Annotated in this window: 11 protein-coding genes and 1 pseudogene; 5 read left to right on the top strand and 7 right to left on the bottom strand. The window is 40.0% G+C overall.

The window, feature by feature from the left end; translation table 11 throughout:
• Positions 1-478: 478 nt before the first annotated feature.
• The 3 genes from ASJ81_RS04210 to corA all read right to left on the bottom strand — a co-directional run bounded on the left by ASJ81_RS04210 (position 479) and on the right by corA (position 3,505).
• The gene (locus ASJ81_RS04210) at positions 479-1,390 is read right to left on the bottom strand and encodes a mechanosensitive ion channel family protein (RefSeq protein ID WP_212556024.1); all 912 of its coding nucleotides are present in this window, start codon (positions 1,388-1,390) and stop codon (positions 479-481) included.
• On the bottom strand, positions 1,378-2,121 hold the full coding sequence (locus ASJ81_RS04205; RefSeq protein ID WP_095643390.1) for a DUF432 domain-containing protein: 744 nt from the start codon (positions 2,119-2,121) through the stop codon (positions 1,378-1,380). The genes ASJ81_RS04210 and ASJ81_RS04205 overlap by 13 nt, the downstream gene beginning before the upstream one ends.
• 319 nt (positions 2,122-2,440) lie before the next feature.
• Positions 2,441-3,505 carry a magnesium/cobalt transporter CorA gene (corA, locus tag ASJ81_RS04200; protein ID WP_095643389.1) on the bottom strand — a complete coding sequence of 355 codons (1,065 nt, stop codon included), beginning with the start codon at positions 3,503-3,505 and terminating at the stop codon, positions 2,441-2,443.
• A 305-nt stretch (positions 3,506-3,810) separates the two neighbouring features.
• Here corA and ASJ81_RS04195 point away from each other — a divergent pair, with 305 nt between their 5' ends.
• Positions 3,811-4,734, top strand: a complete 924-nt coding sequence (locus ASJ81_RS04195) for a mechanosensitive ion channel family protein (RefSeq protein WP_095643388.1) — start codon at positions 3,811-3,813, stop codon at positions 4,732-4,734.
• 315 nt (positions 4,735-5,049) lie between these two features.
• Positions 5,050-6,111 carry a mechanosensitive ion channel family protein gene (locus ASJ81_RS04190; RefSeq protein WP_095643387.1) on the top strand — a complete coding sequence of 354 codons (1,062 nt, stop codon included), beginning with the start codon at positions 5,050-5,052 and terminating at the stop codon, positions 6,109-6,111.
• Between the two features lie 207 nt (positions 6,112-6,318).
• Here ASJ81_RS04190 and ASJ81_RS04185 read toward each other — a convergent pair whose 3' ends face one another.
• Genes ASJ81_RS04185 through iorA form a run of 3 tightly spaced genes read right to left on the bottom strand, consistent with a single transcriptional unit; the run spans position 6,319 to position 10,119 of the window.
• Positions 6,319-7,626, bottom strand: a complete 1,308-nt coding sequence (locus ASJ81_RS04185) for a phenylacetate--CoA ligase family protein (protein ID WP_095643386.1) — start codon at positions 7,624-7,626, stop codon at positions 6,319-6,321.
• 25 nt (positions 7,627-7,651) lie between these two features.
• Entirely contained in the window at positions 7,652-8,251 is a 600-nt protein-coding gene (locus ASJ81_RS04180; RefSeq protein ID WP_170943184.1) for an indolepyruvate oxidoreductase subunit beta, read from the bottom strand.
• Positions 8,248-10,119, bottom strand: coding sequence for an indolepyruvate ferredoxin oxidoreductase subunit alpha (gene iorA, locus ASJ81_RS04175; protein ID WP_095643384.1), 1,872 nt, complete (start codon positions 10,117-10,119; stop codon positions 8,248-8,250). Before iorA ends, ASJ81_RS04180 begins: the two co-directional genes overlap by 4 nt.
• A gap of 806 nt (positions 10,120-10,925) precedes the next feature.
• Between iorA and ASJ81_RS04170 the strand changes: the two genes are divergently transcribed.
• Together ASJ81_RS04170 and ASJ81_RS22035 are read left to right on the top strand one after the other, a co-directional pair.
• Positions 10,926-11,168, top strand: coding sequence for a hypothetical protein (locus ASJ81_RS04170; protein ID WP_095643383.1), 243 nt, complete (start codon positions 10,926-10,928; stop codon positions 11,166-11,168).
• Between the two features lie 36 nt (positions 11,169-11,204).
• A complete protein-coding gene (locus ASJ81_RS22035) occupies positions 11,205-11,402 on the top strand; it encodes a hypothetical protein (RefSeq protein ID WP_170943183.1) in 198 nt (65 codons plus the stop codon).
• Between the two features lie 28 nt (positions 11,403-11,430).
• Here the strand turns inward: ASJ81_RS22035 and ASJ81_RS04165 are convergent, their stop codons facing one another.
• The gene (locus ASJ81_RS04165) at positions 11,431-11,655 is read right to left on the bottom strand and encodes a hypothetical protein (protein WP_245859774.1); all 225 of its coding nucleotides are present in this window, start codon (positions 11,653-11,655) and stop codon (positions 11,431-11,433) included.
• Positions 11,656-12,372: 717 nt separating this feature from the next.
• Between ASJ81_RS04165 and ASJ81_RS04160 the strand changes: the two are divergent.
• Positions 12,373-12,642 (top strand): annotated as a pseudogene (locus tag ASJ81_RS04160) (IS110 family transposase); the annotation flags it as partial.

The raw sequence follows: 12,642 nt of genomic DNA, 5'->3' as shown, positions 1-12,642 counted from the left end.
TGGTTTTTTACTCTCATTGATTCATTAACCTCAATTGATTTCATTAATCTCATTGGTTGATTAGTCTCATTGATTCATTAACCTCAATTGATTTCATTAATCTCATTGGTTGATTAGTCTCATTGATTCATTAACCTCAATTGATTTCATTAATCTCATTGGTTGATTAGTCTCATTGATTCATTAACCTCAATTGATTTCATTAATCTCATTGGTTGATTAGTCTCATTGATTCATTAACCTCAATTGATTTCATTAATCTCATTGACTTCGTATATCACTATGATCTTAGATTTTCACTTAATTTATACGAAAAGGGTACTCGATTTGGTCTGATTACTATATTGTAACAAATATGATAATAGGTTGTTTTATTTCGGACTCAACTTGTTTTTTTTGGAAATCTAAAAAGTGTGTGAGTAAACCAGTTTGCATAATAGATTTACTCAGTAACAGGTTTACTCAGCAACACGTTTACTCAAACTAAAACTCTTTCTTCGTAATTCAGTACACTCTCGATTTCTTTTTCCTGCATCGGCACCAGTTCTTCAGGAACCTTTTTTGAATCGGTCTGAATGCGAACTACGCGATGCGGTAAAGGAATTTCTATGCCGTTTTCTTCCAGGGTCTGTTTTATATCCCATAAAATTCTGGTTTTTATCCCGAACCACTCGTTAACAGGTGCCCAGATCCTGACAGTAATATTTACCGAACTGTCTCCAAGATCGCTTACGAAAACCGAAGGGGAAGGGTTCAGGAGAGCAAATGGTTCTTTGTCAATAAGGTCTTTAATAAGAAAGATTGCTGCATTGGCATCGTCACTGTAACGAATCCTGATTATGTACTCAAACCTTCGGACAGGGTGCCCTACAATGTTTGTGATATTTGTTGTAAAGACCTGCTGATTAGGGATACGAACAAGAAGTCCGTCATAAGTCCGTATAAGGGTAGAGATTATCCGAATATCTATGACATAACCTGATACATCATTGATTTGAACCTGGTCTCCTATTTTTATAGGCCTTTCGACCATGAGGAAAAAACCCGAAACCAGATTCCCCACAATACTCTGGCTTGCAAAACCAAGGACAATACCTGCTACCCCTCCTGCCAGCAGAAATCCTGAAGGATGAATTCCGATAAGAGGTAGGTTAGAAAAAAACACAATAGCAAGTATGCCAAAGTAAAGGACTTTGATGATAGTCTCACCAACATCCTTACTGACTCTATCTTTGAGAGACCTGCGCAGATAAAGTGAGAAAATTTTGGCAAAAAAAGTTGAAAATGAGAGGATGAGTATGAACTTTAGTACGGATCCCATAGTTACGGTACCGTCTGAAATAGGCAGGCTGACATCAAGAAAATCAAGATCAGTAGTCAAAATCCCCACCCCATGTAAAATTTTAGGGGTACAAAACCAAGCTTCTGAAGACTGTATACCCCAAAAGCCTCTTTTCTGGTTTTAAAGTCCTTTAGAGAACTGCTTTTTAGCTCTCCACCAATGTGCTGCAGCTCGAAGCCCGTTTCAGCAGTGTTCCTGTTGATGATGTCCATATGCGCTCGCATAAAAACATCACCGGCATAGTAAAGTTTCATACCGTATGCACTGAAAACTACTTTTGAAATCGTTACCCAATCCGAGGAAGCATTTCGAATGGTCAGCTCCATAATCCCCTCCTGTAGAGGGTTAGGGGAAGGAGAAATCGAATATATCTGGCTTTTCCAGTGCTTGCAGATAACTCCGTTTGAAACCTCCCCGTAAAGGGTAAATTTCTGTCTCACCAGGCTCGTCACATCAAGAAGCTGGAGATTTTTGTCTTCTTTATCCGCAATAAAAATGCCTATTTCTATCGGAAAAGTCAGAAAAATTTTTCTTTTTGCTCCTCCTGCAAGCAACAGGGTTTTCTCAAATTCTATAAGCAGGTTTGGAGTAATTTCTTTAGGGGTGTTTAAAGGCTCTACAGGATTTACAATCAGGCGTTTATTATCTCCAAGGATAATTTTCTCTACATTTTCCGTTCCGAATTTCCTTCTGTATATCCACTGCTCTCCGACTTTCTCAACGGAAATAGCAATTCCTTCCTGTTCGACTGAAAAAGGGGGATTATAATAGCCGTACATAATATCCCGAGAACTAACACTTTTTAATAAATTGTCTAAATTTCTTAATATAGAGATGATACTTTATAAAAATTTTGGCTTTGAATGAGATTACACAAGTAGAAAATAAAAAAAAAGTCCGGAAATTACTGACCTTCAGGAAATGTCTTCAAAAAAATAATATTTTTATAGTATCGTTTTTGAAGAATTATTTGAAAATTTTAGGTCATTGTCTCAACTGAAGCTCAGGAAAATAGCTTCTGAGAATTCTCAATGAAGATATAAAAGAAAAATCCATTAAATTTGAAGAGGATACAAAAATTCTCCAGAAAAAAGAAAGTCAAACCCAGTTCCTTTTCTTAAAATAGATAAACATGCTAACTGCTAAAAAGGTCATTACCAACATTACAGCAGGATAGCCCCAGTGCCATTCGAGTTCGGGCATGAATTTGAAATTCATCCCGTAAATACCTACTATAAAAGTAAGGGGAATAAAAATCGTTGCTATGACTGTCAGGACCTTCATAACTTCATTCATCCTGTAGCTTAAACTGGAGAGGTAGACATCAACCATTGAAGACAAAATGTCCCGAAAATCTTCAACAGTGTCTATTACCTGGATTGTATGGTCATAAACATCTCTCAGGTAAATCCGGGTAGTCTCTTTAATAAGATCGGACTCAACCCTCTGCAAGCCATTTATCAGCTCTCTGAGAGGCCAGACAGATTTCCGAAGGATAATCATATCCCTTTTATACCTTTGAATAATCCTGAGGGTTTCAGGCCTTGGCTGCGTTACCAGCCCTTCTTCAAGGTATTCGATATCATCCCCAAAACGCTCCATGATCAAAAAATAATTATCGACCACAGCGTCAATAAGGTTGTAGGCAAGATAATCTACTCCATTTTTCCGCAAGCGAGAAGCCGGATTTTCAAACCTTTCCCGTACCGTATCAAAAACATCTCCCTCCCTTTCCTGGAAAGAGAGGATATAATTGGAACCGAAGATGATGCTTACCTGGTCTATAGTGAGCTCTTCCTTTTTCGGATCAAGGAGAATCATCTTTAAAACCGAATAAATATATGAGTCGTAATTTTCAGTCTTGGGCCGTTGCCGTGTATTGAGTACGTCTTCAAGGGTAAGGGGATGGATGTTAAAATAACCTCCGAGTTTTTCTATAATATCTATCCTATCCAGTCCATCCACATTTATCCAGAAGTTAAGATCGGGATGATTTTTAAACTCCAAACACTCTTCAATCTTCTCCAACTTTTTGTCTACAAGCTTTTCACTATTATAGGCCAAAATTCGGATTACTACTTCTTCGACCTTCTTTTCTCCTACATGGACAAGCGATCCGGGTGCAAGCCCAATTTGCGATACTCTTCTTCCAGAAACCACCATGCTTATTTCTCTGCCTCACCTTCGAATAAAAAATAGATCATTCAGTAATTAAAGTTTCACTGATTTAAGTCTGTGCATAACTTTTTGTCCTAATCTCTTTACTGAGCTTTTAAAACAGTTTGGTTCACGTTCAATACACCTCGAGTTCCAATCTGAAAAAAAAGCTTTTATATGCCCGTAGATAAATATATGTATTATATATTTAATAGAATATTATATTAATAAATAATTAAATATTTCCAAAAATTGGGGAATTTGAAAAGATTGTCAGTTTTGAACTAGAATTTGATATAGGGGTAGTTGGTATGGTTGAAAATCAAATCATGAATAGCATATATAATATGCTTGATCAGTTTATAGCTTTTATTCCGACATTGGTAGCAATAATTCTTCTCATTATCATAGGAAAAATCCTGGGAACATTTCTTGGAAGAGTAGGTGCAAGGGTACTGGATAAGGTAGGACTTGATGATCTTGTTGACAAAACCTTAATAGGTAGAATGATAAGAAGAGGACAGATGAGCACGGTTGGCTTTTTTGATGCAGTCGTCCGGTGGCTCGTTTATATCATATTTGCCTTAATTATACTTAACATTCTGAATATCCAGGCAGTCAATAGTTTCATCAACCTGATAATATACTACATTCCACTTGTGATCTCCGCATTCATTGTACTGCTTATAGGCTTCTTGATTGTGGACTTCATTGGGGATCTGATAAAAAACCTGCTTGTTTCGATAGGAGTAGACGAGAAATTTGAAAGTATGCCTTTCGGATCGGCTGTCAGATCAGGAGGACTGACAGCCTCAGGAATTATTTCCGGACTGATCAAGCTGTTTGGGTATCTGATTTTTCTTACAACCGCATCGAATATCCTGCAGTTGACAATGTTTACCGTGTTACTGATAAGCATTACCGAGTACTTGCCGCGCCTTTTTACAGGTGTTCTGATCCTGTTGATAGGAATCATTTCAATCGATATAGTGATGGACTACATCACAGGTACGATCAGAGATATGAATATAGAGGGAACAGAAATTATTCTTCCTCTCCTGAGAGGTTTTCTATTCCTCATTGTGATTCTGGTGGCACTGGATACTATGCTTGTTGACACAGGTATTCTATACCTGTTCTTTGGGCCGCTTGCCTGGGGAATTGCAATCGTGGTTGCGTTTAAATACGGAGTTAAAGATGCTATTGTTGCATATGCCAGAGAAAAAAGTAAATAAGTAGGTCTCTAAGCAGGTCTCATGAAAATCCTGAAATCCGGTTAAAAAGAAACTTGCTGCATGCACCAGAGAAAGGAAGAGCCACTTCCTTTCCCTATTTATTCCTCTTTTCACTTATTCTTCTTACTTATTCTTCTTACTTATTCTTCTTACTTATTCTTCTTACTTATTCCTCTTCTTAACAGATATGAAAAAACCAATTCTATTAATCTATTTTATTTATACTGAAGTAGTTTGTTTAGAACTTTACATTTATACATTTTTGTATTTTTTAAATCAATATTTATTTAAAGCATCTTGCCGAACAACCACAATATGGAAACCCCCAATAACACCTCTTCTTTTGTAGAAAATATGTCTTATTTTGACAGTAGATTAGAGCAGGCGTTTACATGGTTTTCAGACAACTTAGGTACATTTTTATTCATACTTTTTGTTGGCCTGGTCACTGTCCTTACTGCACGGAACGTAAACAGTCTTCTGGAACACCATTTCGTAAAAGCGAACAACAGGCTGCATATGGATCCGACATCTTTCCGGATGTTCAGACATATTGTAGTCGCACTAATCTATTTCATGGGAATTGTTGTTGTTATTTTCAGCATTCCCAGTCTTCGAAACCTCTCGGTTGCCCTCTTTACTGGGGCAGGAATTGCCGGTATAGTTATCGGTTTTGCGGCCCAAAATACACTGAGCAATATAATTGCAGGGATTTCTCTTGCCGTTTTTCAACCTTTCAGGGTTGGAGATCGGCTTAATATTATGAACGAGTACGGAAAAGTTACTGATCTTAACCTCAGACACACTGTCATTATAACCTGGGATAACAGACGGCTTATAATCCCTAATTCCGTAATCAGCAATGAAGCAATAATTAACTGGACAATAGAAGATCCTGCGGTAATCTGGCCAATCGACGTTGGAATTAGCTATGATGCCGACATTGATCAGGCGAGAAGAATCATGATCGAAGAAGCCCGAAAACATCCAAATGTAATGTCCCCGCAGAAAGTTCAGTATAGTGTTGTAAAGCCCAGTTTAATCAAGTCCGAAACACTTAGAATGGGATTTCTTGATTCCCCTGTGCTTCATCCCGTGGACCCGGATTTCAGGGAGAGAGGAGAAGTCAAAGTAAACGTTGTTGAACTGGGAGAGTCTGCCGTAAATCTCCGCATGAATGTATGGTTCAAAGATAGGAGTATTGCATACAGTTCAGGATGTGAAATCAGGGAAGCTATTAAGAAGCGCTTTGATAAGGAAGGGATAGAAATCCCATATCCGCACAGGACTATTGTATATAAAATTGATCCTGGAAATGAAAAGAAGGTTACTGGAAAATTATCCCATACAGAGGGGGACAAAATTAATACTCCGTAAAAAGTCGATATAACGATATTGACAATTAAATAAGTGAACGGTTGGAAAAGCAGTGAAAAGTGGTTGATAAAAAACAAGTGAAAAACGGATTGACAGAAAGCAACTGAAATATGAACTGATAAAAAGAAGTGAGAAGTGGTCGATAAAAAGCAACTGAAATCCTGATTAAATAAAAGAAGAAATTGGGATGAAAGGAAAAGGGGAATTTCACAGTTCCCTTTCATCAATTACTCTTTTTGTCTTTTTCATGCTACGGGGAAGCTCCCCTATCTTTACGCCAATAACATCCACGGTTACGCCTATGAAGTCCTTAAAGGCTTTTCCCAGAGCTTTTTCGGTTTTTGCTTTCTTTGAGGGGTCTTCTGTGCCTTCGATCTCAACCCTGAAGATCATGCTGTCCCTTCCGTCCTTACGGGTAAGCAGGATCTGATATTCGCTGCTTACGCCAGGAATCCTGTGGACAAGGTCTTCGATCTGGCCCGGATAGATATTAACAGCCTTGAACTTTATGCGGTCGTCTGACCTGCCAAGGACCCTGTCAATTCTTGGGAAAGGACAGCCGCATTTACAGAGGCCAGAAATTATTCGGGTCAAGTCTCTTGTCCTGTAGCGGATGAGAGGAGCCCCTTCCTTTGTGAGAGTAGTAATTACAAGTTCTCCAAGCGTGCCGTCAGGAAGCTGCTCGCCCGTAATAGGGTCAATAATATCAAAGAGCAGGTAGTCAGACCAGTAATGCATACCTTCATGGAAAGCACAATCAAGGCCTATTCCTGGCCCGTAGATCTCGGTCAGCCCATAAATATCAAAAGTCTCTATCCCCAGCTCATTTTCTATTCGGCTGCGCATCTTTTCACTCCAGCGCTCCGAACCTATAATGCCTTTTCTTAGGTGAATCTGGGACTTAAGCCCACGGTTTTCAATTTCTTCAGCAAGCAAAAGTGCATAAGAAGAAGTGCTTGCAAGGGCCGTGGACTTCAGGTCAACAAACATTTCAAGCTGTTTTTCGGTATTTCCCGGGCCTGTAGGTATGGCCATTGCCCCCAGGCGTTCGGCTCCAAGCTGAAACCCTATCCCTGCGGTCCAGAGCCCGTATCCTGGAGTAATCTGGATCCTATCCTGGTTAGTAAGCCCTGCAAGCATATAACAGCGCATCATCATCTCGGCCCAGGCATCCACATCTTTTCGGGTGTAAGGAATAATTATGGGTTTTCCTGTAGTCCCGGACGAGGAATGGATCCTTACAACCTCGGAATCAGGAACGGCCTGTAACCCAAGAGGATAGGCATCCCTGAGTTCTTCTTTGTCCGTAAATGGAAGAAGCTTCAGGTCTTTAAGTGACTTTATGTCCTCGATATTGATATTTGCTTCCCTGAACTTTTTCTGGTAAAAAGGACTATTTTCAACTACGCGCTTCAGCAGTGCCTTCAATTTTGCAAAGGTATCTTCTTCCGAGATCTTAGGATGATAAAGCTGTTCATTGTGATCAAGTTCAGCCTCATTGGATGCTTCATACATATTATTTCACCTTCTGCTCCCCAGTTCAAGGGTCGGAGATAAATCTGATACATTTCCTTGCGCGTTCGAATGCGGCATCGTTTACAGCCCTGTACTTTTCAGGGATTTCGGCATCCAGTACTTCCCTAAGAATTTCTTCCTTAAAAGGTAATACTCGTGCGCCTGCAGCCGCTCCAAGCATTGCAACGTTTGCAGCCCTGTATGTCCCTACATCGTCAGCCAGCTCCGTAAAATCGGAACAGAAAATATCAGGGTAGTGTGCACACAAAAAGGAGAGCAAAGCTGCAGGGTCATACTCAGGGCTCCCAGGCGGTCTCGATGCCGGTGGGATGGCATGGGTATTTACCAGAACCTTTCCGCCTTCCTTAAGAAAAGGCAGGTTGCGTACGGTTTCTGCAGGCTCCAGGCCTAAAAGCAGGTCTGCCTGCCCGATGGGGATAAGTGACCCTGAAATTTCGTCTCCTATCCTTATATGGCTGCTGACCGAACCTTCTCTCTGAGACATCCCTATGGTTTCGGCAGTGCTTACATGGAATCCGGCTTTCATCGCAGCAAGTGCAAGCAAGCGGGAAGCAAGCACAACACCCTGCCCACCAACACCTGCAATAAGAATATCATATTTCACAGCTTTACGCCTCCTATGCAGATAGCTTCCGATGGGCAGATCTGCGCACAGAGCCCACAGCCGCTGCAGTTGTCCTGTATGACAGGCTTATCCCCATCAAGGTTAAGAGCAGGGCAGCCGAGCTCTTTTATACAGAAGCCGCAGCCTGTGCAGGTTTCAGGTTTTATTTTATAATATTTGTCGGGTTTTGCAATCCCTACACACTTGCCTTTGAAGACCAGAACCGACGGCCCATTGAAATTCATGGCTTTTTTTGCGGCTTTTACACAACTCTCAAGGCTGTCCGGATCTACAGTATTTATTGTCCTTACAGATTCAACCCCACAACTCTTGACCACGTCTGCAATTTCAATGGCTTTTGAAGCATTTCCAAGTACAGTCACGCCCACGCCAGGATGGGGCTGGTGTCCTGTCATTGCAGTTGTCCGATTGTCAAGTACTGCAAGGGTGATGTTAGCTCCGTTATAGACAGCGTTTATCACTGCAGGAATGCCTGAATGAAAAAAAGTAGAATCTCCGATAAAAGCTACATGTTTTGCTTTCGGGTTTGTACGTGAGAGCCCTCCTGCAAGGCTTATCCCTGCACCCATGCAGAGGCAGGTATCTACCATGTTAAGGGGATAGGCATTTCCAAGAGTGTAGCAGCCAATATCCCCGGAGAAAATCGTATCAGTTTGAGCCTCTTTTTTAAGCTGTTTTGCAGCTTGTTTGAAAGCATAAAAAACAGTCCTGTGCATACAACCGGCACAGAGTGTAGGAGCTCGGATCGGAAGTGGAGGAAGCTTTTTTCTTGAAACGGCAGGAGAAGCATGAGAAAGACGCAAACTCTCTTCACATGTTACAAGTACGCCGTTAATGCTATCAATAACAATATCCACATTATATTCCCCGCTCACAGGGAAAAAGCCGTTCTTCTTTCCGTAAACATCAACAGGCAGGTGGAACTTCCCTATAAGCTGGAGGACCTGTTCTTCAAGGTAAGGGTCGAGCTCTTCGGCCACGATCAACTGGTCAATGCCTTTCAGGAAAGAAAGGACTGCCTTTTCCGGGAAAGGATATACCGTCCCGACTCTGAAGAGTGTAAATAACTCTTCAAAATCCCTGACAGTTTTCACAGCCTCCTTTACATACAGGGCTGAGACACCTGAGGCAATAATCCCGATTTTTCCCGATCCCAATACAGAATTAAAGTTAAGCTCGGAAAAGTGTTCGGAAAGCTTTTCCTGCACGCTTTCAAGCCAGGGGTGCCGTTCGGCCGTAAGCTTCGGAAAGATCGTCCACCGCCTATCCTTTACAAAACCTTCCTCAATGGCCTCAACAGGAGCAGGTTCTGCAGCTTTGACCTCGACATCTCCGCAGCTATGAGAGACACGCGTAGTGGTTCTCAGAATAACGGGAATTTCGAATTCATGCGAAAGCTCAAAAGCCAGTTTTGTCAGTTCGTAGGCTTCCTGAGGGGTTGCAGGGTCAAGGACAGGAATATTTGCAAAGTGCCCGAAAACCCTTGTATCCTGCTCGGTCTGGGAAGAATGAGGCCCTGGATCATCGGCAACGAGCAGCACAAGAGCTCCTTTTACCCCGATATAGCTCAGGCTCATAAGAGGGTCGGATGCAACGTTTAGTCCTACCTGTTTCATGGTCACAAGCGCCTTTGCTCCTGAATAAGCTGCTCCGACAGCCGTTTCGAGTGCGACCTTTTCGTTGCTCGACCACTCTGTATAGATTCCGCACCTTTTTGCATATCGGGCAATCGTCTCCAGAGCTTCAGTCGAGGGAGTTCCTGGATATCCTGTAACCACCTGGACTCCGGCTTCTATCGCTCCAAGTGCAATGGCTTCATTACCCATTAATAACTTTTTATCAGTCAATAAACTCATCTCGAATTAAGGGTAATATTTTAACAGTTTGATAAAGTTTGATAAATATAGAAGGAATAGATGAAGTTGAAAAGAATTTGAATTCTCAAGCTATTTATTAAAACAATTTTGAGAATTCTAAAATCTGTTTTAAAGTTATTTCACCGTGATTTTACGTCACGGGAAAGATGATGTTCATCTATGTACAATGCTGCCTGGAAGAAGTACGTAAAATTCGCATATAAAGTTTTTGTTTTATGAATTTATGTGGTTATGCTTTAGATGCAAACTAATCCATTTTCGACAATTATTAGAAGTAACAGGACTCAGAACTTACAACCCAAGAAGAGAGAAAAATTACATGTTTTTTAAGGACATTTAAGAACAATATTTCTTTACTGCCATATCATAACGGTGTCGAAAATCAGGTTTTATAAAAGTCTTCAATGAAGATATTATGGAAGACTAGAAAGAGAATAGAAAGATTCAAGAAATTGTATTTTTCATAGTTTATAAGGAGTGGGGATCATGAAAGAGTTTTTTTCCAATTTAGAGGAAATCCAATTACATACGCTATTTTCCCCACTGCCCATATAATATAATGTTACAGCTCTATTTATATTTGACTCTAAAAAAGGAAAAATGAATTTTTTATATCACGATGGACTAAATTTATTCAAATATTTCACATAGAAATGAGAATGTAAATTCTAATCCAGGCTTCAGACTCAGATTGAAGACCCTGGCCGATTTAATCCAGATAAATAGATTATAATATATAGGAAATTATTTCTACGTTTTAGAGCATTGTTAGAGTCATGAATCCGGAAGATAAAACAATAGCCAGCGAGGACCCAAGTCGTGAGTTCGGAGCAATGGGAGAACTCTTACGTGAACTCCAGAAGGAAGAACTGGAACAAAACGCAAGCTCTCCTGCAGAGACCCCAGAAGTCAAGATAACAAAAGACATAGCGAAACTAATGGCAGAGATCAGTACAACATTAAAAGAGATTGCAGAAACGCAGAAAAGCATACTTGAAGAGATTAAAAGGAGTAAATAAAACAAAGCCTTTTAAAAAGGCTTGAGCGAAAACCTTTTGAGAAAAGGTTCTATCGAAAACCTTTTGAGAAAAGGTTTTATCGAAAACTACAAGTCAATATTTAAGATTAAAATCTTATCCCCGAACCCTATCCGGCGTGATCAACCGGGTCAACGGTTGCGGGTCAACGGTTGCGGCCCAACGGTTGATCGAAAACTTTTTAGTAACGGCATGGACAAGTACCGCGACTTTTGAGGCTCTCGATTTTATTTTTTATTAAATTTTATTTTTGAAACGTTTCCCGGAACTTTTTCATGTTCTTAACAGCATTTTTCTTTAATTCAATCATCTTTTCCATTTCACTTATCTTAATTTCCAGCCATTGGATTTTCATATCCATCTTCATTAATGCAACTTCTTTTTTTTGTTCGTCAGTTAGCACTTCCCAAATTTCAGGCATCGAACCGCCGTGATGCATATGACTTTGCCCCATCGTTCCTTCGTGCATGTTTATTACCCCTTTTTATGACATTGATTTCACTGGCACCTGATGTCATCAAGCAAAGACTCATAAATCAGGAAAAAGTCTCTGGGTGTCATAAAGAGATTATTATTACTGACATATAATAACTAGAGAAATATAAGTTAGAATCCAATAATAATTAAAAGCAGAACTTGAAGAAGGAAAGATGGCAAAGGATGTGCTGAGGATTCTATATTTTGTTTGCAACTTTAGCCAGAGAGGGTGAGGCATTAATGTAAGTGTATTCTTTTTTAAGGTGGTCTATGTTTTTTCCTGCCCTCTGCAGTAAACGAATTAATTATAAATATCAGTTATATTAGGCACTCTAATCTGGAAAAAACCATTTCAAAACAGTAAAAAGTGTTGATCTGAGAAAGAAAGGTTAACTGTACCGGTCTGGCAGCTGGAAATTATGGAGATATATAATTTCTCGAGTAAGCTCTGGAGGATTGCAGGCCCAGAAAACGTACATGAAATTCTTCGAATAACATGCACAAATCAATGAAAGTACTCTACGCCCTCTTTTTTGACTATTAAGCCCTTATTACCTTGGGCAGTAAGGTTGTCCTTATTTTGGTTTTTCAAAACCGTCAGAAAACTAATCAGTGAATTGCCATCGAAGGCTCAAATGTGACTTTGATCACGGATGCTAAATTGGCCTTTTAGGCAATTCGACTGCCCAAATAAATTGGGTGATGTTATATGATTGAAGTCATAAACAAAGCTTGTGGTCTAGACATTCACAAAATCTTTTTCATTGCTACAATTCTCAGTAGATCTGGCGAAAAACAACAGCAACGTTTCAACAGAGATGACGAAGGAATTTTAGCCCTTAAAAATTGGGTAATATCCGAAAAATGTAATGTTGTTGCATGTGAGTCAACAAGTGATTTCTGGGTTCCTATTTATGATTCTTTGATAAAGCATCTACCTGTAATAGTTGGAAATGCTCGAGATATGAAGGTATTTACC

Source organism: Methanosarcina spelaei, assembly GCF_002287235.1.
Taxonomy (GTDB): Archaea; Halobacteriota; Methanosarcinia; order Methanosarcinales; family Methanosarcinaceae; genus Methanosarcina; species Methanosarcina spelaei.
This window is presented reverse-complemented; position numbering and strand designations above follow the sequence as displayed.

What these genes read in the sequence shown, in the direction of transcription:
- ASJ81_RS04170 (WP_095643383.1), top strand. Translation starts at nt 10,926, where the DNA reads ATGAATCCGGAAGATAAAACAATAGCCAGCGAGGACCCAAGTCGTGAG.
- ASJ81_RS04190 (WP_095643387.1), top strand. Translation starts at nt 5,050, where the DNA reads ATGGAAACCCCCAATAACACCTCTTCTTTTGTAGAAAATATGTCTTAT.
- ASJ81_RS04205 (WP_095643390.1), bottom strand. Translation starts at nt 2,121, where the DNA reads ATGTACGGCTATTATAATCCCCCTTTTTCAGTCGAACAGGAAGGAATT.
- ASJ81_RS04185 (WP_095643386.1), bottom strand. Translation starts at nt 7,626, where the DNA reads ATGTATGAAGCATCCAATGAGGCTGAACTTGATCACAATGAACAGCTT.
- ASJ81_RS04165 (WP_245859774.1), bottom strand. Translation starts at nt 11,655, where the DNA reads ATGCACGAAGGAACGATGGGGCAAAGTCATATGCATCACGGCGGTTCG.
- corA (WP_095643389.1), bottom strand. Translation starts at nt 3,505, where the DNA reads ATGGTGGTTTCTGGAAGAAGAGTATCGCAAATTGGGCTTGCACCCGGA.
- ASJ81_RS04195 (WP_095643388.1), top strand. Translation starts at nt 3,811, where the DNA reads ATGGTTGAAAATCAAATCATGAATAGCATATATAATATGCTTGATCAG.